This window comes from Halomonas sp. 328 (assembly GCF_015645095.1).
In the GTDB taxonomy this organism is placed as follows: Bacteria; Pseudomonadota; Gammaproteobacteria; order Pseudomonadales; family Halomonadaceae; genus Bisbaumannia.
The window spans coordinates 47,788-69,429 of the sequence record NZ_JADOTW010000024.1 but is presented as its reverse complement, the minus strand read 5'-3'; the positions used below and the strand labels follow the sequence as shown (position 1 = coordinate 69,429).

Below are 21,642 nucleotides of genomic sequence, written 5' to 3'. Positions count from 1 at the left end.
AGCTGGAAGCTGGAAGCTGGAAGCTGGAAGCTGGAAGCTGGAAGCTGGAAGCTGGAAGCTGGAAGCTGGAAGCTGGAAGCTGGAAGCTGGAAGCTGGAAGCTGGAAGCTGGAAGCTGGAAGCTGGAAGCTGGAAGCTGGAAGCTGGAAGCTGGAAGCTGGAAGCTGGAAGGCAGCATGATCCAGCCAACCCTGGGGTCAAGGGCTTTCTTCTAGCTTCCAGCTCATGGCTTAAAGCTCCCGGCGCAGCCGGGGTGGCTTCAGGCGCCCGGCTCGTCGTCTTCCGGGTAGCGCAGCGGCACCAGGCTCTTCTTCACCGACTTGAGCTGCTCGGCGAGCCGGGGGCCGCGGGTCTTGGCCACGCCCACCGCCAGCACGTCCACCAGCACCAGGTGGGCGATCCGCGAGCTCATGGGGGTGTAGATCTCGGTGTCCTCGTGAACATCGATATAGAGCGGCAGGCTCACCTCCTCGGCCAACGGCGAGCCACTGGGGCAGAGGCCGATCACGGTGGCCCCGGCCTCCCGGGCCAGGCGCACGCTGGCCACCAGGGCACGGGTACGGCCGGTCTGGGAGATCGCCACCACCACGTCGCCCTTGCCCAGGGTCACCGCCGACATGTTCTGCATATGCGGGTCGGTATAGGCCGAGGTGGAGATCTGCAGACGAAAGAACTTGTGCTGGGCGTCGAAGGCCACGGCACCGGAGGCCCCAAAGCCGTAGAACTCCACCCGGTTGGCCATGGCCAGGGCATTGATGGCCTGGTTGAGGGCCTCGATATCCAGGCGGTCGCGCACCGAGAGCAGGGTGCCCACGGTGGAGTCGAAGATGTTATGGGAAAATTCGGCAACGCTGTCGCTGTCGTTCATGGAGAACTGGGCGAACTGACTGCCGGTGGCCAGCATCTGGGCCAGCTTGAGCTTGAAGTCCTGAAAACCGTTGCAGCCCAGGGCGCGGCAGAAGCGCACCACCGTGGGTTCGCTGACCTTGGCCTCGGTGGCCAGGTCGACGATGCGCATATGGATCACTTCCTCGGGGTTGCGCAGCACAAAACGGGCCACTTTCTGCTCGGAGCGACGAAAGTGCTCCATGCGACCTCTTAACTCATCGAATAGGGCGCGGCTCACGGTTCGCTCCTCGTTCTTTCGTTATCGTCAGGGACCCGACGGGGCGTCCGTTGAGTATGCCCAGCCCGGGGCCGGGCTGTCAGCACCGGAATCTCGACGCTTGACATCAACGGCCGGTCTGGGTCATCAAATTGTCAAGTAGGTTATAGTAAGAGAAGCAGTGTCGACACTTTTGTTGCTTGCGTCCTCTGCAGGAGAACCGACTCATGCGCGATATGGAACGGCTATCCACGCTTCGTAATGAACTGCTCGATATCTTCATGAGCATGGAGAACGACGAACACCAGCAGCGCCAGAAGAGCGCCGCCGTGCGCCATCTGCGGGCCCGTCGCGGCATCGAGCTGCATGGCGAATTCAAGCGCCTCGAGAAGGAGATCAGCGACCTCGACGACGCCTTGCAATAGTCCCGAATACAGCGAGCCCCGGGATCACCGGGGCTCGCCAAGGGGGTCAGCGTACGGCTAGCGGCCTAGCTCAGATCAGGCCCGTCACGAAGACGATGACCACCCCCACCGGCGCGATAAAACGCGCGCTGGCATGCCACAGGGTCGCGGCGGTACCGCCGAGGCCCAACTCCTTCTCGACGCTGGCGCGATCCAGGCACCAAGCCACGAAGACCACCGCACCCAGCCCAGTCAGGGGCAAGAGGATCTTGCTGGTGAAGGTATCCAGCAGGTCGAAGACGTTGAGCCCGAACAGCACCGGCACATCCCAGACATTGAACGACAGCAGGGCGGCGATGCCCAGGAGCCAGACCGCACCGGCGCTGGCCAGGGTGGCGGCGACCCGCGACAGCGGGGTGCGCTCTTCCACCAGCTCCACCACCGGCTCCAGCAGCGAGATCGCCGAGGTCAGGGCGGCGAAGGTCAGCAGCAGGAAGAACATCAGGCCGAGGATCATGCCGCCGCCCATGTTGCCGAAGGCCAGGGGCAGGGTGACGAAGATCAGGCCGGGACCGGAGTCGGGGTCGAGGCCGTTGGCGAAGACGATGGGGAAGATCGCCATGCCGGCGATCAGCGCCACCACGGTGTCGAGGATGATCACGGTGCGGGCGGTACCGATCAGGTTGACGTCCTCGCCCAGGTAGGAGCCGTAGGCCATCATGATGCCCATGCCCAGGGACAGGGTGAAGAAGGCCTGGCCCATGGCGGCCAGCACCACGCCACCGTCCAGGGCGCTCCAGTCGGGACGGAACATGAAGGCCAGGGCCTCGCCGAAGTGGCCGGTGGTCATGCCGTAGCCCACCAGCAGCAGCAGCAGGATGAACAGGGCCGGCATCAGGGTGCGCACCGCGCTCTCCAGGCCCTTGGTCACGCCGCGGGCGACGATCCACACCACCAGTGCCATAAAGGCGGTGTGCCACAGCAGCAGCAGGCCGGGGCTGCTCAACAGGCCACCGAAGAGGCCGCCGATGCCGTCGGCATCCTGGCCACTGAAGGCGCCGGTCACCGAGCTCAGGGTATAGGAGAGCGACCAGCCGCCGATCACGCTATAGAAGGAGAGGATCAGGAAGGCCGCCAGCACGCCGCTGGCCCCGACCAGCAGCCAGGCGCCGGGTTGACCCCGCTCCCGTGCCAGCTCGGCCATGGCGTTGATGGGATTCTTCTGGCCACGCCGGCCGATCAGCCACTCGGCGACCAGAATGGGAAGCCCGATCACCGCCACACAGATCAGGTAGACCAGGACGAAGGCGGCCCCGCCGCTATCGCCCACCATATAAGAGAAACGCCAGATATTGCCCAGGCCGACGGCGGAGCCGGTGGCGGCCAGGATAAAGGCCATCTTCGATGACCATTGTGCATGGGATAGTTTCGACATGATTCACCCTGATTGTGCGTGTCGTTATCGATCGGTCGGATGCGATAACGGCTTGTGCTTATTGTTGCCACGTCCAGGTCGCCATGGGTCACACGGCATACCAAGGGCATGACAGGATCCAGGCAGGATCGCTGCCAAGTCACGCCCCCTCTCACCATAGTGCCTTGTCGGCGCTTCAGCAGGAGGGTGCCGAGCACCGTAACCTTACCGAATCCACGCAGGATCCGCGCAAAACCCGGGAAGATCTTTGGATAAACAGCGCTCAGAACGGTAAAACTATCCGATCATACGCTCGATGGCCAGGCCCGGCTGCCGCGAAGGCTTCAACCCAGGGACGATATCGATAGATTAGAAAAGACTGACCTGCTGCTCGCCGGGAAAGGCGGCCAGCGCCGGCAGGGAGACGCGGCGAGCCACCTCGCCATAGAGGGAGCGCGCCAGGGCCGGTGCCTCCCGGTTATCCGGGGTATGCACAAAGAGGAAAGGGGTTTTCCCCTGTTTTATCCACAGGGCCAGGCGCTCCGCCCAGGGGGTGAAACGCTCCCGGTTGATCGCCTCGTCGAAGTGACCGATAAAGCGCACCAGGGGCGAGGTCGCCGTGGAGAGCACATGCAGCGGGACTCTCGGCTTTTCGCCCTGGGCCTTGCTCAGCCGCGGGTCCCCTCCGGCGGGGGTCGCGAAGAGCGGGCGCACGTCCAGCATCACCCGATCGACACCGTGACTTATCAACAATCGGTTGAGGGCCCGCTCCGCCTCCCCCTTGTGGAAAAAATCGGGGTGGCGTACCTCCACCGCCGCCGGCAGATGCCCCGGCCAGGCCTGGAGCAGGGACGCCAGTCGGGGCAGCTCCTGGCCGCCGAAATCCCGGGGCAGCTGGATCATCAGCGGGCCCAGGCGATCCTGGAGAGGCGCCAGGGCGTCTAGAAAGGCCTCGAGCTCCTGCTCGATGCCGACCAGGCGCCGGCGGTGGGTCAGCTCGGCGGGCAGCTTGAAACAGAAACGGAAATGCCTCGGCGCCTGACGCGCCCAGGCGGCCACGGTCTCCGCCCGAGGAGCCCCGCTGTAGAAGGTGGTATTGCCCTCCACGGTGTCGAAGACCGTGGCGTACTCGGCCAACATGCCGTCGCTGCCGCCATGGGGAGCGAAGAGGCGCCCCCGCCAATCGCCATTGGCCCACATGGCCAGGCCCAGATAAAGGCGCTGGCCCGGCGTCTCGACGGGTAGCGAGCGGTCACAAAACGGCAATGACATTCTGGATCGACCCTGGCAGCATGGGTGGCCGCGAGTTTACCGGAACGAGCCCTCCCACCTCCATGGAAAGCCTCAACCTGACCCTTTTCCAGGCCCTGAATGCCTCTCCCGAGGCGCCCCAGGCACTACGCTGGCTGGCCGAGGCCTGCGCCGTCTACCTGATCTGGCTGATTCCGGTGCTGCTGGTGGTGGGCTGGCTGCGCGGCAGCGATCGCCTGCGCCGGCCGCTGCTGGAGGCCTTCCTGGCCACCCTGGTTGCCCTGGTAATGAGCTGGCTGATCGGCTGGCTCTGGCCCACCCCACGGCCCTTTATGGTGCCGGTGGGGCAGCACTTCCTGGCCCATGCGGCCACCGCCTCCTTTCCCAGCAGCCACCTGACCATCATGCTGACCATGGGAGCGAGCCTGTGGCTGCATCCGGGCACTCGACGCCTCGGTCGCTACCTGCTGCTGCTGGCCCTGCCGGTGGCCTGGGCGCGAATCTATCTGGGGGTGCATTTTCCCCAGGACATGCTGGGAGCCGCCCTGCTCGCCGCCGGCATCGCCGGCCTGGTGGCCGCCAGCCGTTCCTGGCTGATCACCCCCCTCTACGAGCGGGTGGCGCGACGCCTCTTCCACCGGCTCTTCGCCCCGCTGATCCGCCGCGGCTGGTTGCAGCCCTAGGCTTCACCATCATCGACTTGGGTTTATTCCACCGTGACCGATTTGGCCAGGTTCCGTGGTTGATCCACATCGGTGCCCTTGAGCACTGCCACATGGTAGGAGAGCAACTGTAGAGGCAGGGTGTAGAGGATCGGTGCCAGGGCCTCGTGTACCGCCGGCAGGCGCATTACCCGCAGCCCCTCACCGGCCTCCAGGGCCACGCTCTCGTCGGCGAAGACGAAGAGCTCGCCGCCTCGAGCCCGCACCTCCTGGAGGTTGGACTTGAGCTTGTCGAGCAGCTCGTCGTTGGGGGCGACGGAAATGACCGGCATCTCGCTGTCGACCAGGGCCAGGGGGCCGTGCTTGAGCTCGCCGGCGGGGTAGGCCTCGGCATGGATATAGGAGATCTCCTTGAGCTTCAAGGCCCCCTCCAGGGCGATGGGGTAGTGAGCGCCACGCCCCAGGAAGAGCGCATGGTGCTTCTCGGCGAAGGCCTCGGCCAGGGACTCGATCTCACCATCCAGGGCCAGCACCCGGGTCACCGCCGTGGGCAACTCGCGCAGCGCCTCGAGCAGGCCCGCCGGTGCTTCCTGGCCTTGCACCCGCTGCAGGGCCAGGGTCAGCAGCAGAAGCGCCGTGAGCTGGGTGGTGAAGGCCTTGGTGGAGGCCACGCCGATCTCCGGACCGGCCTGGGTCAAGAGGGTCAGGTCCGACTCCCGCACCAATGAGCTACCCGGCACATTGCAGATCGCCAGGCTGGCCAGGTAGCCGCTCTCCTTGGCGAAGCGCAGCGCCGCCAGGGTATCGGCGGTCTCGCCGGACTGGGAGAGGGTGACGAAGAGGGTATTCTCCGGCACCACCACCCGGCGGTAACGGTACTCCGAGGCCACCTCCACCTGGGTGGGCAGGCCCGCATAGCGCTCCAGCCAGTAACGGGCCACCAGGCCGGCGTGGTAGCTGGTGCCGCAGGCGACGATATGGATCTGGCGCACCTGCTGGAAGAGCGCCTCCGCCCCGCTGCCGAAGCCGTTGATCAGCACCCCTTCCTTGCCGAGCCGCCCCTCCAGGGTGGCGGCGATCACCGCCGGCTGCTCATGGATCTCCTTGAGCATAAAGTGGCGGTAGCCGCCCTTGCTGGCGACTCCGTCGCCATGCTCGAAGACCCGCACCGGGCGCTCCACCGCCTGCCCCTGGGCATCATAGACGGCGATCTCGCCGCCCGGGCCGAGGCGCACCACATCGCCCTCCTCCAGGTAGATAAAGCGGTCGGTGACCTGCAGCAGCGCCAGCGGATCCGAGGCCAGGAAGGCCTCCTCGATGCCCACCCCCACCACCAGGGGGCTGCCCTGGCGGGCACCGATCACCACGCCGGGCTCCAGGGGGCTCATCACCCCCAGGGCGTAGGCGCCATCCAGGCCGGCGGCCACCGCCTGTACCGCCGCCAGCAGCCCCTTGCCGTCGCGCAACTGGCGCGCCAGCAGATGGGCCACCACCTCGGTATCGGTCTCGGAGGTAAAGGCGTAGCCCTCGGCCTGGAGCTCGCGGCGCAGCGCCTCGAAGTTCTCGATGATGCCGTTATGCACCACCGCCAGGGCGTCGCCGGACTGATGGGGGTGGGCATTGGCCTCGCTGGGCTTGCCATGGGTGGCCCAGCGGGTGTGGGCGATACCACTCTGCCCCACCAGGGGGGCCTCGGCGAGGCGCGCCTCCAGGGCCGCCACCTTGCCCAGGGCGCGGCGCCGGGCCAGCTGGCCCGAGGCCTCGAGCACCGCCATGCCAGCGGAGTCGTAGCCCCGGTACTCCAGGCGCTTGAGGCCCTCCAGCAGGATGGCCTGCACATTGCGGCCAGCGACCGCGGCGACGATTCCACACATGCTTGTGTCTCCTTGAGAAAAAGGCGGCGATTTAATCGACGTCGATGGCGACCCGGATCACCTCGACCCCCTGGGCCTCGATGGCGGCCGATGACTTATCCCCAAGCCCTTCGTCGCTGATCAGGGTGTGGATAACCTGCCAGGGCAGTTCCAGGTTGGGAATCCGCCGCCCCACCTTGGCGGACTCCGCCAGCACCACCACCTCCCGGGAGACCTCCGCCATGACACGGGAGAGGCCCAGCAGCTCGTTGAAGGTGGTGGTGCCCCGGGCCGGGTCGATACCATCGGCGCCGATAAACAGCTGGTCGAAGTCGTACTGGCGCAGCACCTGCTCCGCCACCTGGCCCTGGAAGGATTCGGAGTGGGGATCCCAGGTGCCACCGGTCATCAGCAGCATCGGTTCCTCCTCCAGCTCGCGCAGGGCATTGGCCACCGCCAGGGCGTTGGTCATCACCACCAGGCCGGCCTTGCCCGCCAGGCCGGGGATCATCGCCGAGGTGGTGCTGCCACTGTCGATGATGATGCGCTGGTGCTCGCGAATGCGCTGGCAGGCGGCCCGGGCGATGGCCCGCTTGGCCGGAGAGAGGCGCGGCTCCCCCAGCAGCTCCTGGGGCAGGGGCGCTGCGCCGCCATAGCGGCGCAGCAGCAGGCCACTCTTCTCCAGGGTCGCCAGGTCCTTGCGCACCGTCACCTCGGAGATGGCGAAGTGCTCGGCCAGGGTATCCACGCCGGTCTCGCCCCGCGCATTGACGAAGGCGAGGATGGCGTGGCGGCGCTGGGCGGTATTACGCTTCGACATGAAAGTTCTTGGCTTCGATTCGAAATACAAGATGAAACCGCAGCCGACGCCCCGGGTCAAGGGGTGGGGAATATCTCAGGGCTAACACAGTTGGCGTTCTCCCCCTGTCGAACCCCGGGGCTACCTGAGCAGGGCTCGTGCGGGAATCGCTAAGGGGCGCTGGGGACAGGCCGGAGCAAAGCGTCTTTTTCAGGGGTGAGGAAGGCCCTTCCGAACGGGTAGGCCATGGATGGCCTACCCCGGCCCTGCAAGCGAAGCAGGATGCGAGAGCGCCGCAGGAAAAAGTCGAGCGCCCAGGGATGGGTCTACAGCGTCTTTGCGCGGGGCCGGCCTCCCGGAGGCCTGCCCCCAGAGTAGCCCCGGGCCTCGAGCATCAATCGTCCTCGATTACTTGCGCTTGCTGGGCCGCGGCCAGTCCGCCTTGGTGAGCTGACGGCCCCGGGCCACCGCCAGGGCGCCATCGGCCACGTCCTTGCTGATGGTGGAACCGGCGCCGATGGTGGCGCGGGCGCCGACGCTGACCGGGGCCACCAGGGCGGTATTGGAACCGATAAAGGCGTCGTCGCCGATCTCGGTGCGGGACTTGTTGACGCCATCGTAGTTGCAGGTGATGGTGCCGGCGCCCACGTTGACGCCGCGCCCCAGGGTGGCGTCGCCCACATAGCTCAGGTGATTGATCTTGCTGCCCTCGCCCACCTGGGCATTCTTGGTCTCGACGAAGTTGCCGACCTTGGCCTGCACCGCCAGGTGGGTACCGGGGCGCAGCCGGGCGAAGGGCCCGATGCGGTTATGCCCCGCCGCCACGCTCTGCTCGACGATGCTGTGGGCCTCGATCACGCTGCCGGCGCCGATATGGCTGTCGCGGATCACGCAGTAGGGGCCGATGCGCACCCCCTCGCCCAGCTCCACCTCGCCCTCGAAGACGCAACCCACATCGATCTCCACGTCGTGGCCGCAGCGCAGGCTGCCGCGCACGTCGAGGCGAGCCGGATCGAGCAGGGCCACGCCCTCGGCCATCAGGGTCTCGGCGATCCGCGCCTGATGGGCGCGCTCCAGCCGCGCCAGCTGGGCCCGGTTGTTGACGCCTTCCACCTCCAGGGGATCCTCCGGCTGGGCGGTGACGATCTTCACCCCCTCGGCGGCCGCCAGGGCGATGATATCGGTCAGGTAGTACTCGCCCTGGGCGTTATCCGCCGAGAGCTGGGGCAGCCAGCGCTTCAGCTGGGCCCGGGTCATGGCCATGATGCCGGTGTTGCACTCCTTGACCGCCCGCTCGTTCTCGGAGGCGTCCTTGTGCTCGACGATGGCCACCGCCTGGCCCTCGGCATTGCGCAGGATGCGCCCGTAGCCGCTGGGGTCCGCCAGGGTCACGGTGAGCAGCCCCAGATGAGACTCGTCGACCCCCTCCAGCAGCCCCGCCAGGGTCTCGGCACGAATCAGCGGCACGTCACCGTAGAGCACCAGTACCCGGTCATGCTCCAGCGCCTCCAGGGCCTGGGCCACCGCATGGCCGGTGCCCTTCTGCTCCGCCTGCAGGGCGAAGTGCACCGGGCAGTCGCCCAGCTCGCTGCGCACCTGGTCGGCGCCGTGACCGATCACCACATGCAGCTTGCCGGCGCCGAGGCGAGTGGCGGTATCGATCACATGGCGCACCATGGGCCGTCCGGCCAGGCGATGCAGCACCTTGGGCCGGGTCGAGCGCATCCGGGAGCCCTGCCCGGCGGCGAGGATTACGACGTCGAGACTCATTCTTCCTCCTGATTGCTGTTCCATGCCGGCACCCGGATCCCCAGGGTATCGAGGCGCTCTTCCCCCAGGCGGGCCGCGAAGGCCGTGCTGGCCAGGCTGCCCCAGTCATCCCCCTCCCGCACCAGCAGCAGCACCTCGAGCCCCTCCCGCTCGGCCAGTTGCAGGGCTTCCTCGGGGCCCACCACGCTCAGGGCGGTGGCCCAGGCATCGGCCCAGGCATTGGAGGGGTGGAAGACCGACACCGAGGCCAGGGTATGATCCACCGGGTAGCCGCTGCGCGGGTCGATGGTGTGGGAGAAGCGCCGGCCATCCTCTTCAAAGTAGTTGCGATAGTCGCCGGAGGTGGCCACGGTGCCGCTCTCCAGGGGCAGCACATGGCGCGCCACCCGGCGCTGGCCATTGGGCACCTCGACGCCGACCCGCCAGGGCTGGGCCTCACGATCCCGGAAGCCCTTGACCGCCAGGTCGCCGCCCAGGTTGACCAAAAAGTGCTCGACGCCCTGGCTCTCCAGGTAAGCGGCAACCCGATCGGTGCCGTGTCCCTTGGCCACCCCGGAGAGGTCGACGAAGACATCGCCCAGGCGCCGGGCCTGGCTCGCCGTCACGTCCAGCTCCAGCTTGTCGGGACCGATCTCGGCCAGGCGCGCGGCGATCTTGTCCGCCTCGGGGATCTCCCGGGGCCGCGCCTCGGGGCCGAAGCTCCATAGATTGACCAGGCCACCGATGGTCACGTCGAAGGCACCACCACTGGCCTCGGCCACCGCCTCGCTGATCGCCAGCACCTCGATCAGCTCGTCGGAGAGGGGCTGCCACTCGCCAACCTCGCCCTGATTGAAGGTCACCAGCTCGGAATCGTCCCGGTAGGTGGACATGGCCGCGTCCACCGACTCGAGCTCCGCCAGGAAGCCCGCCTCCAGGGCCTCGGCACGGCTGCGGGTCAGGGGGTCGGCGATGGTCACCTGATAGAAGCTGCCGAAGATGGGCCCCTCCAGGGTCACCGGCGACTCCAGCTGCGGGTCGCTATCGCCACAGCCCGCCAGGCCCAGGGCAACCAGCGCCAGGGCTCCCCAGGCCAGGGGACGAGAAAAATAGGTCATGGGTGATTCTCCATGGGTGGAATTACCAGAATAGCCAGAGTAGCCAGCCGCCGAGCAGCAGGCGATAGGCCACGAAGGGCTGCATGCCGATCCGCTTGATAAAGGCCAGGAAGTAGTGGATGCACAGATAGGCACTGATACCCGACAACAAGACGCCCAGGACGATCGCCGGCCAGTCGATGGTCTGGGGCGCCTGCCATAGGCCATGCACCTCCAGGCCCCCGGCCAGCACGATCACAGGGATCGACATCAGGAAGGAGAAGCGCGCCGCCCCTTCCCGGCTCATGCCCAGCAGCAGGGCCGCGGTAATGGTGATGCCGGAGCGGGAGGTACCGGGAATCAACGCCAGGGCCTGGGCGCCACCGATCCAGAGGGCGTGTTTCCAGGTCAGCTGGTACTCGCTGCGGCTGCCGCGCCCCCGCCAGTCCGCATAGCCCAGCAGCAGGCCGAAGCCGATCAAGGCCCCGGCCAGCAGCAGTGGCGAGCGCATGGCGTCCTCGATCAGCTCGCGACAGGCCAAGCCCACGGCCCCCACCGGCAGGGTGGCCAGCAGTACCCACCAGGCCAGGCGACCGTCGGCATCGGTGCCGCGCCCGCGCAGCGAGGCCCACCAGCTGATCCACATGCGCCCCAGGTCACGGCGGAAATAGCCCACCACCGCCGCCAGGCTGCCGAGGTGCAGGGCCACGTCGAAGGCCAGGCCCTGGTCGGGCCAGGCGGTCAGCTCCGGCACCAGGATCAGGTGCGCCGAACTGGAGATGGGCAGGAACTCGGTGAGTCCCTGAACGATGGAAAGCACCGCTACCTGAAGCCAATCCATGGGCACGTCTCTTGCCGTGGGGAGAGCGACCCGATCGCCTCGGCAACCGGGCCCGGGAAGCCGTTGCAGAGGATACACGCCCATCCATGACTTGTCCGCCATACCGGACCGTCACCGAGTTGACATTGATTCACGGATACAGGCTGTCTAGAATGCGCCCGCTGCCATCCGGCAGTGAAACCCCTTTCGAGGAATCTATGGAACCTCCGAGTCGCCCTGACAGGACCGAGTCGAATTACCGTGTCGCGCCCTCCGTGGTCGCGCGCCGGAGCGCCATCTAGCCCGATTCCCGGGGGTGGTTCCCGCGCGTCGCCCTGGCGCGTACCAAGGAGCCACACCATGAGCTATGCCATTCTCGCCGCCTCCCTGCGCAGCGCCATGCAGCGCGCGGACGACGACGCCATCCGCCACCTGATCGCCGAGATGCAGCCGGCGGACCTCGCCGACTTCGTCCAGCACGAACAATCGGACACCGTCCTCGCCCTGCTCGACCATCTGCCCTTGGAGAAACGCGCCACCGCCTTCGGTTACCTGGACGAGACCACCCAGGCCGAGATCGCCGCCGACCTCAGCGACGAGCGCCTCGGCGAGCTTCTCACCCATATGAGCGCCGACGAGCGGGCCGACCTCTTCAAGCTGCTGGATGAACCGCGCCGGCCCGGCCTGCTGCGCCGCCTGGCCAAGGAAGAGCGGGAAGACCTGCGCAAACTGGCCAGCTACGAGGAGGGCACCGCCGGGGCGGTGATGACCTCCGACTATGTGGCGGTGCCCGCCCACTACGAGGTGGCCGAAGCCCTCCAGGCGATTCGCGCCACCGGGCCCAATGCCGAGACCATCTATCAGGTCTACTGCCTCGATGACGACGGCCGCCTGGTCGGCACCGTCTCGCTGCGCGAGATGATCCTCGCCTACCCCTCCAGCCGCCTGGCGGAGCTGATGACCGAGGAACTGGTCTCGGTGAGCGTCGATACCCCCCAGGAGGAGGTGGCCAAGCTGATTGCCCGCTACGACCTGCTGGCCCTGCCGGTGATCAACGGCGGCGAGCGCCTGGTGGGCATCGTCACCTATGACGACGCCATGGATGTGGCGGAAGAAGAGGCCACCGAAGACATGCACAAGGGGGTCTCCGTGGGCAAGCTGGAGGGGGGCCTGCGCAGCGCCAGCCTCTTCGAGCTCTACCGCAAGCGGATCGTCTGGCTGGTGCTGCTGGTCTTCGCCAATATCTTCTCCGGGGCCGGCATCGCCTACTTCGAGGAGACCATCGAGGCCTATATCGCCCTGGTCTTCTTCCTGCCCCTGCTGGTGGACAGCGGCGGTAACGCCGGCTCCCAGGCCGCCACCCTGATGGTGCGCGGCATGGCCACTGGCGACGTGCGCAGTCGCGACTGGGCCAAGCTGCTGGGTCGCGAGGTGTTCGTGGCCGCCGGCCTGGGCCTGACCATGGCCCTGGCGGTCTCGGTGGTGGGGGTGTTCCGGGCCGGCACCGAGATCGCCACCGTGGTGGCCCTGAGCATGGTGCTGATCGTCATCGTCGGCAGCCTGATCGGCATGATCCTGCCGTTTGTCCTCAACCGCCTGGGCTGGGACCCGGCCACCGCCTCGGCGCCGCTGGTGACCTCCATCGCCGATGCCTCCGGGGTGCTGATCTACTTCGCCCTGGCCACCGCCATCCTCGGCCTGCCCGGTGCCAGCTGAGTCCGCGCCGCGGGGCAGGAGCGACTGAGCTCGGTATCCGAAAGAAGGCCGGCCACCCTGGGGTGGCCGGCCTTCCTTGCACTGATGCCGAAGCGAACGGTGGCTAGTTCACGCTGGTCAGGATCGCCGTGGCGATACTGAAATAGATGACCACGCCGGAGGCATCGATCAGGGTGGTGACCAGGGGCGCCGAGGCGGTGGCCGGGTCCCAGCCGAGGCGTTCCAGCAGGAAGGGCAGGCACATCCCCAGCAGGCTACCGAAGAGCACGATGGTGACCATGCTGAAGGCGACCACCATGGCCACCGCCTCGCCACCGCGCATCACCCCGATGGGCGTCACCGCCAGGGCCATGGTCAGACCGAGCGCCCCGGCCACCAGCAGCTCCCGACCCAGCAGCTTGCTCCAGTCCTTGACCCCCACGTCGCCGGTGGCCATGCCGCGCACCGTCAGGGTGGCGGCCTGGGCCCCTGCGTTACCGCCGCTGCCGATCAGCAGCGGCAGGAAGAACACCAGCGCCACCTGGGCGGCGATGGTCTCCTCGAAGTAAGCGATGCCGGCCCCGGAGAAGAGGTTGGCGAAGACCAGCAGCACCAGCCAGAAGACCCGCTTGCGATAGAGGCTCCACAACGGTACCCGGCTGACGCCATCTTCCAGGGCACCGATGGACATCCCCTTGTGGATATCCTCGGTGGCCTCGGACTCGGCCACGTCCATGGCGTCATCGTGGGTGACGATGCCCACCAGGCGCTGCTCGGCGTCGATCACCGGAATCGCCAGCAGGTCGTAGCGAGCCACCAGGCGCGCCACCTCTTCCTGCTCCTCGTCCACCGGGGCACTGATCACGTCCTTGATCATCAGGTCGTCGACCCGGGCCCCGGGCCGCGCCACCATCAGCTGGCGCAGGGAGAGGGTCCCGGCCAGCCGGCCGTCGGGCTCGACGATATAGAGCTGGTAGACGGTCTCGGCATCCGGGGCGGTCTGACGCACCCGCATCAGTGCCTGGGAGACGGTCATGCCGCTGGGGATGGCCACATAGTCCGAGGTCATGATGGCCCCGGCGGTGCCCTCCTCGTAGCTGGCCAAGCGCTTGAGCTCCTCCCGCTCCTGCTTGGCCATGCGTCGCAACAGGCCCTCGCGACGATCCTCGTCGAAGAGGTTGAAGAGGTCGGCACGTTCGTCGGAGCTCATCTCCTCCAGCACCAGCAGCAGGGCGTCGTCGCTGATCTGAGCCGCCCAGGCCAGCTGCAGTTCGGCGGGCAGGTAGCCCAGCACATTGGCCCGTCGCTCGATGGGCAGGCGCTCCATCAGCGCCTGGAAGCGCACCGCGCCCTGCTCTTCCTCGGCGATATCCTCGAGGATCTCGCCGATATCCGCGGCGCGCAGTTCCGGCAGGGCCTCATCCAGGGTGCCGGCATCCTCCTGCTCCAGGGCCGCCAGCAAAGCGCTCTTCTGCTCGGTGAGGGTTTCGTTCAGCGACATGGGCATCCTCCTGATGCCTCCACGATTCACGCGGCGACATATGACGGAATCTTCCGGAGGGTCTCCGGACAATGGGAGTCATGATACCAGACACGAAAACGCCCCCCGAACACTGTTCGAGGGGCGTTTTCCACGGCGCGGGCGAGATTAGCCCTGACCGAGTTTCTTGCGCAGCTGCTGAAGGGTCCGCAGCTGGGCCACGGCTTCGGCGAGTTCCGCCGCGGCGCGGGTGTAATCCAGCTCCGCGGACTTCTCGTTGAAGGACTTCAGCGCATGCTGGCGCGCCTCTTCGGCGGCGGCCTCGTCCAGATCATCGGCACGCACGGCGGTATCGCCGAGGATGGTCACCACATCGGGCTGCACTTCCATGAAGCCGCCGGAGATGTAGAAGTTCTCTTCCTCGCCACCGTCATGAATGACACGAATCGGACCCGGCTGCAGCTCGGTCAGCAGCGGGGCGTGCCCGGGCAGGATGCCCAGGTCGCCCATGACGCCGGCCGCGACGATCTGCTCGATCTGGCCGGAGAACACCGCTTTTTCGGCGCTGACGATCTCGCACTTGAAGCTGTTCGCCATAGTCTAGTCCTCTTGGTGGACGGCCCTTTACTTGTTGGCTTTCTCGACGGCCTCGTCGATGGTGCCAACCATGTAGAAGGCCTGCTCCGGCAGGTCGTCGTAGTCGCCGTTGAGGATGCCCTGGAAACCACGGATGGTCTCCTTCAGCGACACGTACTTGCCGGGCGCCCCGGTGAAGACCTCGGCAACGAAGAACGGCTGCGACAGGAAGCGCTGGATCTTACGCGCCCGGGCCACGGTCTGCTTGTCCTCGTCGGACAGCTCGTCCATGCCCAGGATGGCGATGATGTCCTTGAGCTCCTTGTAGCGCTGCAGCACGCCCTGCACGCGGCGGGCGGTGTCGTAGTGCTCGTCGCCAACCACCAGCGGATCCAGCTGACGGGAGGTGGAGTCCAGCGGATCGATGGCCGGGTAGATACCCAGCTCGGCGATGGAGCGGGACAGTACCACGGTGGCGTCCAGGTGGGCGAAGGTGGTCGCCGGGGACGGGTCGGTCAGGTCATCCGCGGGCACGTAGACCGCCTGCACGGAGGTGATGGAGCCGGTCTTGGTGGAGGTGATGCGCTCCTGCAGGACACCCATCTCCTCGGCCAGGGTCGGCTGGTAACCCACCGCGGAAGGCATACGACCCAGCAGCGCCGAGACCTCGGTACCGGCCAGGGTGTAGCGGTAGATGTTGTCGACGAACAGCAGCACGTCGCGGCCTTCATCGCGGAACTTCTCGGCGATGGTCAGGCCGGTCAGGGCCACGCGCAGGCGGTTCCCGGGCGGCTCGTTCATCTGACCGTAGACCAGCGATACCTTGTCGATAACGTTGGAGTCGGTCATCTCGTGATAGAAGTCGTTACCCTCACGGGTCCGCTCACCCACGCCGGCGAACACGGAGAAACCGCTGTGCTCGATGGCGATGTTGCGGATCAGCTCCATCATGTTGACGGTCTTGCCGACGCCGGCGCCGCCGAACAGGCCGACCTTACCACCCTTGGCGAACGGGCAGACCAGGTCGATGACCTTGATGCCGGTCTCCAGCAGCTCGTTGGAGGCCGCCTGATCCGCATAGCTTGGTGCCTTGCGGTGAATCGGCATGCGCTCTTCTTCGCCGATCGGGCCGGCTTCGTCGATGGGGCGACCCAGCACATCCATGATGCGCCCCAGGGTCTCCTTGCCCACCGGCACGGAGATGGCTGCGCCGGTGTTCTCGACGTCCATGCCCCGCTTGAGGCCTTCGGTGGAGCCCATGGCGATGGTCCGCACCACGCCGTCGCCCAGCTGCTGCTGGACCTCGAGCACGGTCTCGGAATTGGCGACATTCAGCGCGTCGTAGACCTTGGGAACATCGTCCCGCGGAAACTCTACGTCAATCACCGCGCCGATGATTTGTACGATACGTCCGCTCATCTTGGTTCCTCTCAAAACCCTGTAAATGAAATCCGGTGACGGAGGGTGGGGCCGATGGTCACGCCCGGGCTCGCATCACCCTCCGTGGTGCTATACGGCGGCGGCGCCGCCGACGATCTCGGAGATCTCCTGGGTGATGGCGGCCTGACGGGCCTTGTTGTACACCATCTCCAGGTCGTCGATCAGTCCGCCGGCGTTGTCGGTGGCATTCTTCATGGCGATCATTCGCGCGGCTTGCTCACAGGCCGCGTTCTCCACCACCGCCTGATAGACCTGTGACTCGATAAAGCGCGTCAGCAGGCTATCCAACAGCACCTTGGGGTCCGGCTCATACAGGTAGTCCCAGCTTCCGGGACGCGTCTGTTCTTCACTCTGATGCCCATTGCCCATGTCCGGGGAGAGGGGCAGTAACTGCCGCACCACCGGTTTCTGCGTCATGGTGTTGACGAACTCGTTGTACACCACGAACAGACGATCCAGGCGTCCCTCGTCATAGGCATCCAGCATCACCTTGACGCTACCGATCAGATCCTGCACCTCGGGGCTCTCCCCGAGGCCGCTCTTCGCCGCGACGAGGTTGCCCCCGTAGCTGCGGAAGAAGCCGCCGGCCTTGGAGCCCAGGGCACAGAAATCGATCTCTGCGCCCTGCTCGCGCCACTTCACCACGTCCTGTACCACGGCCTTGAACATATTGACGTTCAGGCCGCCGCACAGGCCGCGGTCGGTGGAGACGACGATATAACCGACTCGCTTGCCCTCGCGCTCGACCATGTAGTCGTGCTTGTACTCGGGGTTGGCGTCGGCGATATGACTCACGACGTTGCGGATCTGCTTGGCGTAAGGCTGGCTGGCCTTCATCAGATCTTGTGCTTTACGCATCTTCGACGCAGCGACCATTTCCATGGCGCTGGTGATCTTCTGCGTATTCTTGATGCTCCCGATCTGGGTGCGAATCTCTTTTGCAGCTGCCATAGCGATCTACCTTTCGTTCGTGGCCCTCAGAAAGCTCCAGGGCCCACCCCGCGAGCGGAGTGGGCCAGTGGCGTTACCAGCTCTGAGTGGCCTTGAACTTCTCGAGACCCGCCTTGAGGCCGTTCTGAATCTCCTCGCTGTAGTCGCCGGTCTGGTTGATCTTGTCGATCAGCTCGGCATGCTCGGCCTTCATGTAAGCGTGCAGGGCACGCTCGAAGTCCAGCACCTTGCTGACGTCGATATCGTCCAGGAAGCCTTCGTTGGCGGCATACAGGGAGATCCCCATCTCGGCCACGGACATCGGCGAGTACTGCAGCTGCTTCATCAGCTCGGTGACGCGCTGACCGTGCTCCAGCTGCTTGCGGGTGGCCTCGTCCAGGTCGGAAGCGAACTGGGAGAAGGCCGCCAGCTCGCGGTACTGGGCCAGGGCCAGACGCACGCCGCCGCCGAGCTTCTTGATGATCTTGGTCTGGGCCGAACCACCCACCCGCGATACCGACAGGCCGGCGTTGATGGCCGGGCGGATACCGGAGTTGAAGAGGTCGGTCTCCAGGAAGATCTGACCGTCGGTGATGGAGATCACGTTGGTCGGAACGAAGGCGGAGACGTCGCCACCCTGGGTCTCGATGATCGGCAGGGCGGTCAGGGAACCGGTCTGGCCTTTCACTTCGCCATTGGTGAACTTCTCCACGTAGTCGGCGTTGACGCGCGCGGCGCGCTCGAGCAGACGGGAGTGGAGGTAGAAGACGTCACCCGGGTAGGCTTCGCGGCCCGGCGGACGACGCAGCAGCAGGGAGACCTGACGGTAGGCCCAGGCCTGCTTGGTCAGGTCGTCATAGACGATCAGGGCGTCCTGGCCGCGGTCGCGGAAGTACTCGCCCATGGTGCAGCCGGCGTAGGGAGCCAGGAACTGCATCGGGGCCGGGTCGGAGGCACCGGACGCGACCACGATGGTGTGCTCCATGGCGCCGTGCTCTTCCAGCTTGCGTACCACGTTGGCGATGGTCGACTGCTTCTGACCGATGGCCACGTAGATGCAGGTAACGCCCTTGCCCTTCTGGTTGATGATGGCGTCGATGGCGATGGCCGACTTACCGATCTGGCGGTCGCCGATGATCAGCTCACGCTGACCGCGACCGATCGGTACCATCGCATCGATGGACTTGAGGCCGGTCTGGATCGGCTGGTCGACGGACTGACGGGTGATGACGCCCGGGGCGACCTTTTCCACCGCGTCGGTGAGCTTGGCGCCCACCTCGCCCTTGCCGTCGATCGGGTTACCCAGCGGATCGACCACGCGGCCGATCAGCTCGGGACCCACCGGCACCTCGAGGATACGACCGGTACACTGGGCGGTCATGCCCTCTTCGAGCTGCAGGTAGTCGCCCAGGACCACGGCGCCCACGGAGTCGCGCTCCAGGTTGAGCACCATGCCGTAGATGCCGCCGGGGAATTCGATCATTTCACCGAACATCGCATCCGCCAGGCCGTGGATCTTCACGATGCCGTCGGAAACGCTGACGATGGTGCCCTGATTGCGGGCTTCGGATGCGACATCCAGCTTCTCGATTCGCTGCTTGATGATGTCGCTGATCTCGGAAGGATTCAGTTGCTGCATGCCATGTCCCTCAGACTCAGGCGGAAAGTGACTCACGGAGGCGATTCAGTCGACCGCGTGCGGACCCGTCGATGACGGTGTCGCCGGCACGCAGGATGACGCCGCCGAGAAGGGATGAGTCCACCTGAGTGATAATGGAGATTTCGCGATTCAGGCGCTTCTTGAGTGCCTTGGCGAGCTTCTGCTGCTGTTTGTCGTCGAGCGCGAAGGCCGAGACCACGGTCACGTCGAGCCGCTGTTCGTGCTCGGCGCGCAGGACCTCGAACTGCTCGGCAACGGCGCCCAGGGCCGCCAGGCGACCCTGTTCGGCCAGCATGGCGAGGTAGTTCGTCAGGCCGCTATCGAGCTTGAGCTCGGCGATCTCAGCCAGCAGCGTGACCTTGCGGTCGGCGCTCAGCTTAGGGCTGGAGAGCACCTTCTGCATCTCGGCATCGGCAACGACCTGGCCGAGCTTGGCGAGCCACTCGGACCAGGTCGTCAGCGCCTGATGATCGCGTGCGTACTCGAACGCCGCCTTGGCATAGGGCCGGGCGACGGTAGACAGTTCCGCCATGGATCACCTCCTCACAGTTCGGCCGCGAGCTTGTCGAGCATCTCGCGATGGGCCTTCTCGTCGATGGAGGCTTCCAGGACGCGCTCGGCGCCGACCATGGCCAGAGTGGCTACCTGACTACGCAGCTCATCCTTGGCACGGTTAATTTCCTGATCGATCTCGGCGCGGGCGCTGGCCACCAGGCGTTCGCCTTCGGCACGGGCCTGCTCGCGAGCTTCCTCGATCATCTGAGCGGAGCGCTTATTGGCCTGCTCGAGGATCTCAGAGGCCTGCTGCTTGGTCTCGCGCAGGGTCTCGGCGGCCTGCTCCTGAGCGAGTTCCAGGTCGCGGGAAGCACGGCTAGCCGCATCAAGGCCATCGGCGATCTTCTTCTGGCGCTCGTGGAGCGCGGAGCTGATCGGCGGCCACACATACTTTATGCAAAACCAGACAAAGATCGCGAAGGCGATCGTCTGTCCGATAAGCGTCATGTTGATATTCACGAGAGAGTACCTCTGACGGATTCGTGGCGACCGGAAGCGAGCAAAACCGAGCGCAGAGCGCTCGGTTCAGTCGTTAACCGGCAACAACGAAGATCAGGTACATCGCGATACCGACGCCGATCATCGGCACGGCGTCGAGCAGACCGGCCATGATGAAGGTGCGGGTCTGCAGCTGGTCGCCCAGCTCCGGCTGACGAGCGGTGGACTCGAGCAGCTTGCCACCCAGCAGGGCGAAGCCGAGGCCGGTAGCCAGGGCGCTGACGCTGATGATGATGGCTGCAGCAATGTAGACGATTTCCATGGTAGTGCTCCTAGTTTCGAGTTGAGGTTAAGTTTGAGTTGCAGTTGATTGAAAAGCTTGCTCGGTTCTCAGTGATGCTCGTGAGCCGCGCTGAGGTACACGATCGACAGGGTGGTGAAGATGAACGCCTGCAGGGACACCACCAGGATGTGGAAGATGGCCCAGGGCACGTCCAGCACCCAGATGGCCCAGAAGGGCAGCAGGGCGATCAGGATGAAGATCACCTCACCGGCGAACATGTTGCCGAAGAGACGCAGACCCAGGCTGATCGGCTTGACCAGCAGGCCCACCACTTCCAGCACCAGGTTGAAGGGAATCAGCAGCCAGTGGTTGAACGGCGTCAGGGAGAGCTCCTTGGCGAAGCCGCCCACGCCCTTGACCTTGCAGCTGTAGTAGATGATCAGCAGGAAGACGCCCAGGGCGATGCCCAGGGTGGCGTTGACGTCGGTGGTGGGCACGATCTTCATGTAGCCGACGCCCAGGCGCCCGAACATCTCGGGAATATAGTCCACCGGGATCAGCTTCAGGCTGTTCATCAGCAGGATCCACATGAACAGGGTCAGCGCCAGGGGCGCGATCGCCGGGTTCTTGCCGTGGAAGGTGGAACGGGTCAGGTTCTCGATGAATTCGAAGACCATCTCCACCGCATTCTGCAGCATGCCCGGCACGCCGGTGGTGGCCGCCTTGCCCGCCTTGCGGAACAGGGCAATGAACAGCGCCCCCATGGCGATCGACCAGCCCATGGTATCCACATGAATGGCCCAGAAGCCCATGTCGGTGGCTTCCTGGGAGGTACTGGCCCAGGACCAGCCATTATCCGGATGCTTGCCGAAGGTCAGGTTCTGGAGGTGGTGCTGTATGTAATAGATGGCCGATATTTCATTATCTGCTGCCATACGCTGCTTACCTCAGGGTCTGGGGGTCGACCGCTCACGCATTAACCAAGGGGTCAGCCAGTGCGCGAGTTGGGCCGCCACATATGCGCCAAAGAAAAAAGCCGGGTTTGAGGGGGGCACTGTGACAAAGACGATCACGAACAGAGCCACCGTCAAACCGAACTTGCCCATGGCTGCCTGGTAGAGGTTCATCACGCTGACCCGCGCATGACGACCGCCCCTTACCCGCAGGCCACGCCAGAAAAAGTACAGACTCGGCAAGAGGCAGACCATGCCGCCCAGCAGGGCCGAGATGGCGCCTTCACCACCGGCCCGTGTCGCGGCCAGGGCCATCAGCACCAGGGTCGCCAGCAGTTGTGCCAGCAGCAGGCGACGAAAATCCAGGCGCCGGCGCCGTGAAACAGGGGGTCGTGGCATAAGCGGCCTGCACCTCAGACTTGCCTGCTGGATAGGCCGAAGGCGGTGCCGCCTTATACGACGCCCAACCTCAGGCAAAC

The 21,642-nt window shown here is 65.7% G+C and carries 22 protein-coding genes; 4 read left to right on the top strand and 18 right to left on the bottom strand.

Annotated elements, in window-relative coordinates; genetic code table 11:
• A partial coding sequence (locus IHD13_RS13275; protein ID WP_230086299.1) for a hypothetical protein occupies positions 1-214 on the top strand: 214 nt, incomplete at its 5' end.
• Between the two features lie 44 nt (positions 215-258).
• Here the strand turns inward: IHD13_RS13275 and hexR are convergent.
• Positions 259-1,125, bottom strand: a complete 867-nt coding sequence (hexR, locus tag IHD13_RS13270; protein WP_146802460.1) for a transcriptional regulator HexR — start codon at positions 1,123-1,125, stop codon at positions 259-261.
• Between the two features lie 206 nt (positions 1,126-1,331).
• Between hexR and IHD13_RS13265 the strand changes: the two genes are divergently transcribed.
• Positions 1,332-1,529 (top strand): PA3496 family putative envelope integrity protein, encoded by a 198-nt coding sequence (locus tag IHD13_RS13265; protein WP_146802459.1) that lies wholly within the window; start codon positions 1,332-1,334, stop codon positions 1,527-1,529.
• A 70-nt stretch (positions 1,530-1,599) separates the two neighbouring features.
• Here IHD13_RS13265 and IHD13_RS13260 read toward each other — a convergent pair whose 3' ends face one another.
• Together IHD13_RS13260 and IHD13_RS13255 are read right to left on the bottom strand one after the other, a co-directional pair.
• Positions 1,600-2,943, bottom strand: a complete 1,344-nt coding sequence (locus tag IHD13_RS13260) for a sodium-dependent transporter (RefSeq protein WP_195861516.1) — start codon at positions 2,941-2,943, stop codon at positions 1,600-1,602.
• Positions 2,944-3,291: 348 nt separating this feature from the next.
• Positions 3,292-4,194 carry a DUF72 domain-containing protein gene (locus IHD13_RS13255; protein ID WP_195861515.1) on the bottom strand — a complete coding sequence of 301 codons (903 nt, stop codon included), beginning with the start codon at positions 4,192-4,194 and terminating at the stop codon, positions 3,292-3,294.
• Between the two features lie 62 nt (positions 4,195-4,256).
• Between IHD13_RS13255 and IHD13_RS13250 the strand changes: the two genes are divergently transcribed.
• Positions 4,257-4,856, top strand: a complete 600-nt coding sequence (locus IHD13_RS13250) for a phosphatase PAP2 family protein (protein ID WP_195861514.1) — start codon at positions 4,257-4,259, stop codon at positions 4,854-4,856.
• Positions 4,857-4,879: 23 nt separating this feature from the next.
• Here IHD13_RS13250 and glmS read toward each other — a convergent pair whose 3' ends face one another.
• The 5 genes from glmS to IHD13_RS13225 form a co-directional block, all read right to left on the bottom strand.
• A complete protein-coding gene (gene glmS, locus IHD13_RS13245; RefSeq protein WP_195861513.1) occupies positions 4,880-6,709 on the bottom strand; it encodes a glutamine--fructose-6-phosphate transaminase (isomerizing) in 1,830 nt (609 codons plus the stop codon).
• Positions 6,710-6,740: 31 nt separating this feature from the next.
• Positions 6,741-7,508, bottom strand: a complete 768-nt coding sequence (locus IHD13_RS13240; protein WP_195861512.1) for a DeoR/GlpR family DNA-binding transcription regulator — start codon at positions 7,506-7,508, stop codon at positions 6,741-6,743.
• 387 nt (positions 7,509-7,895) lie between these two features.
• Positions 7,896-9,257 (bottom strand): bifunctional UDP-N-acetylglucosamine diphosphorylase/glucosamine-1-phosphate N-acetyltransferase GlmU, encoded by a 1,362-nt coding sequence (gene glmU, locus IHD13_RS13235; protein ID WP_195861511.1) that lies wholly within the window; start codon positions 9,255-9,257, stop codon positions 7,896-7,898.
• Positions 9,254-10,354 (bottom strand): FAD:protein FMN transferase, encoded by a 1,101-nt coding sequence (locus IHD13_RS13230; RefSeq protein ID WP_195861510.1) that lies wholly within the window; start codon positions 10,352-10,354, stop codon positions 9,254-9,256. Before IHD13_RS13230 ends, glmU begins: the two co-directional genes overlap by 4 nt.
• A gap of 22 nt (positions 10,355-10,376) precedes the next feature.
• Positions 10,377-11,174 carry an undecaprenyl-diphosphate phosphatase gene (locus tag IHD13_RS13225; protein ID WP_195861509.1) on the bottom strand — a complete coding sequence of 266 codons (798 nt, stop codon included), beginning with the start codon at positions 11,172-11,174 and terminating at the stop codon, positions 10,377-10,379.
• A 339-nt stretch (positions 11,175-11,513) separates the two neighbouring features.
• Here IHD13_RS13225 and mgtE (IHD13_RS13220) point away from each other — a divergent pair, with 339 nt between their 5' ends.
• Positions 11,514-12,869 (top strand): magnesium transporter, encoded by a 1,356-nt coding sequence (gene mgtE, locus IHD13_RS13220; RefSeq protein WP_195861508.1) that lies wholly within the window; start codon positions 11,514-11,516, stop codon positions 12,867-12,869.
• Positions 12,870-12,972: 103 nt separating this feature from the next.
• Here mgtE (IHD13_RS13220) and mgtE (IHD13_RS13215) read toward each other — a convergent pair whose 3' ends face one another.
• From mgtE (IHD13_RS13215) to IHD13_RS13170, 10 genes are all read right to left on the bottom strand, one after another.
• Positions 12,973-14,349: a magnesium transporter gene (gene mgtE / locus IHD13_RS13215; protein ID WP_195861507.1), complete on the bottom strand. Its 1,377-nt coding sequence runs from the start codon at positions 14,347-14,349 to the stop codon at positions 12,973-12,975.
• A 147-nt stretch (positions 14,350-14,496) separates the two neighbouring features.
• Positions 14,497-14,925, bottom strand: a complete 429-nt coding sequence (locus IHD13_RS13210; protein WP_195861506.1) for a F0F1 ATP synthase subunit epsilon — start codon at positions 14,923-14,925, stop codon at positions 14,497-14,499.
• 27 nt (positions 14,926-14,952) lie between these two features.
• The gene (atpD, locus tag IHD13_RS13205; protein ID WP_195861505.1) at positions 14,953-16,323 is read right to left on the bottom strand and encodes a F0F1 ATP synthase subunit beta; all 1,371 of its coding nucleotides are present in this window, start codon (positions 16,321-16,323) and stop codon (positions 14,953-14,955) included.
• 90 nt (positions 16,324-16,413) lie between these two features.
• Entirely contained in the window at positions 16,414-17,295 is an 882-nt protein-coding gene (gene atpG / locus IHD13_RS13200; RefSeq protein ID WP_195861504.1) for a F0F1 ATP synthase subunit gamma, read from the bottom strand.
• A 73-nt stretch (positions 17,296-17,368) separates the two neighbouring features.
• Positions 17,369-18,913, bottom strand: a complete 1,545-nt coding sequence (gene atpA, locus IHD13_RS13195) for a F0F1 ATP synthase subunit alpha (protein WP_195861503.1) — start codon at positions 18,911-18,913, stop codon at positions 17,369-17,371.
• Positions 18,914-18,929: 16 nt separating this feature from the next.
• Positions 18,930-19,466, bottom strand: a complete 537-nt coding sequence (locus tag IHD13_RS13190) for a F0F1 ATP synthase subunit delta (RefSeq protein WP_195861502.1) — start codon at positions 19,464-19,466, stop codon at positions 18,930-18,932.
• Between the two features lie 11 nt (positions 19,467-19,477).
• Positions 19,478-19,948, bottom strand: a complete 471-nt coding sequence (locus tag IHD13_RS13185; protein ID WP_195861501.1) for a F0F1 ATP synthase subunit B — start codon at positions 19,946-19,948, stop codon at positions 19,478-19,480.
• 73 nt (positions 19,949-20,021) lie between these two features.
• A complete protein-coding gene (atpE, locus tag IHD13_RS13180) occupies positions 20,022-20,249 on the bottom strand; it encodes a F0F1 ATP synthase subunit C (protein ID WP_195861500.1) in 228 nt (75 codons plus the stop codon).
• Positions 20,250-20,317: 68 nt separating this feature from the next.
• The gene (gene atpB / locus IHD13_RS13175; RefSeq protein WP_195861499.1) at positions 20,318-21,145 is read right to left on the bottom strand and encodes a F0F1 ATP synthase subunit A; all 828 of its coding nucleotides are present in this window, start codon (positions 21,143-21,145) and stop codon (positions 20,318-20,320) included.
• 12 nt (positions 21,146-21,157) lie between these two features.
• Positions 21,158-21,562 (bottom strand): ATP synthase subunit I, encoded by a 405-nt coding sequence (locus IHD13_RS13170; protein WP_195861498.1) that lies wholly within the window; start codon positions 21,560-21,562, stop codon positions 21,158-21,160.
• Positions 21,563-21,642: the final 80 nt, after the last annotated feature.

Coding starts and splice junctions, on each gene's coding strand:
- IHD13_RS13225 (WP_195861509.1), bottom strand. CDS start 11,174: ATGGATTGGCTTCAGGTAGCGGTGCTTTCCATCGTTCAGGGACTCACC.
- IHD13_RS13170 (WP_195861498.1), bottom strand. CDS start 21,562: ATGCCACGACCCCCTGTTTCACGGCGCCGGCGCCTGGATTTTCGTCGC.
- atpB (WP_195861499.1), bottom strand. CDS start 21,145: ATGGCAGCAGATAATGAAATATCGGCCATCTATTACATACAGCACCAC.
- atpG (WP_195861504.1), bottom strand. CDS start 17,295: ATGGCAGCTGCAAAAGAGATTCGCACCCAGATCGGGAGCATCAAGAAT.
- IHD13_RS13230 (WP_195861510.1), bottom strand. CDS start 10,354: ATGACCTATTTTTCTCGTCCCCTGGCCTGGGGAGCCCTGGCGCTGGTT.
- IHD13_RS13190 (WP_195861502.1), bottom strand. CDS start 19,466: ATGGCGGAACTGTCTACCGTCGCCCGGCCCTATGCCAAGGCGGCGTTC.
- mgtE (WP_195861508.1), top strand. CDS start 11,514: ATGAGCTATGCCATTCTCGCCGCCTCCCTGCGCAGCGCCATGCAGCGC.
- IHD13_RS13240 (WP_195861512.1), bottom strand. CDS start 7,508: ATGTCGAAGCGTAATACCGCCCAGCGCCGCCACGCCATCCTCGCCTTC.
- atpA (WP_195861503.1), bottom strand. CDS start 18,913: ATGCAGCAACTGAATCCTTCCGAGATCAGCGACATCATCAAGCAGCGA.
- IHD13_RS13260 (WP_195861516.1), bottom strand. CDS start 2,943: ATGTCGAAACTATCCCATGCACAATGGTCATCGAAGATGGCCTTTATC.
- atpD (WP_195861505.1), bottom strand. CDS start 16,323: ATGAGCGGACGTATCGTACAAATCATCGGCGCGGTGATTGACGTAGAG.
- IHD13_RS13210 (WP_195861506.1), bottom strand. CDS start 14,925: ATGGCGAACAGCTTCAAGTGCGAGATCGTCAGCGCCGAAAAAGCGGTG.
- IHD13_RS13265 (WP_146802459.1), top strand. CDS start 1,332: ATGCGCGATATGGAACGGCTATCCACGCTTCGTAATGAACTGCTCGAT.
- IHD13_RS13255 (WP_195861515.1), bottom strand. CDS start 4,194: ATGTCATTGCCGTTTTGTGACCGCTCGCTACCCGTCGAGACGCCGGGC.
- glmS (WP_195861513.1), bottom strand. CDS start 6,709: ATGTGTGGAATCGTCGCCGCGGTCGCTGGCCGCAATGTGCAGGCCATC.
- mgtE (WP_195861507.1), bottom strand. CDS start 14,349: ATGTCGCTGAACGAAACCCTCACCGAGCAGAAGAGCGCTTTGCTGGCG.
- IHD13_RS13250 (WP_195861514.1), top strand. CDS start 4,257: ATGGAAAGCCTCAACCTGACCCTTTTCCAGGCCCTGAATGCCTCTCCC.
- glmU (WP_195861511.1), bottom strand. CDS start 9,257: ATGAGTCTCGACGTCGTAATCCTCGCCGCCGGGCAGGGCTCCCGGATG.
- atpE (WP_195861500.1), bottom strand. CDS start 20,249: ATGGAAATCGTCTACATTGCTGCAGCCATCATCATCAGCGTCAGCGCC.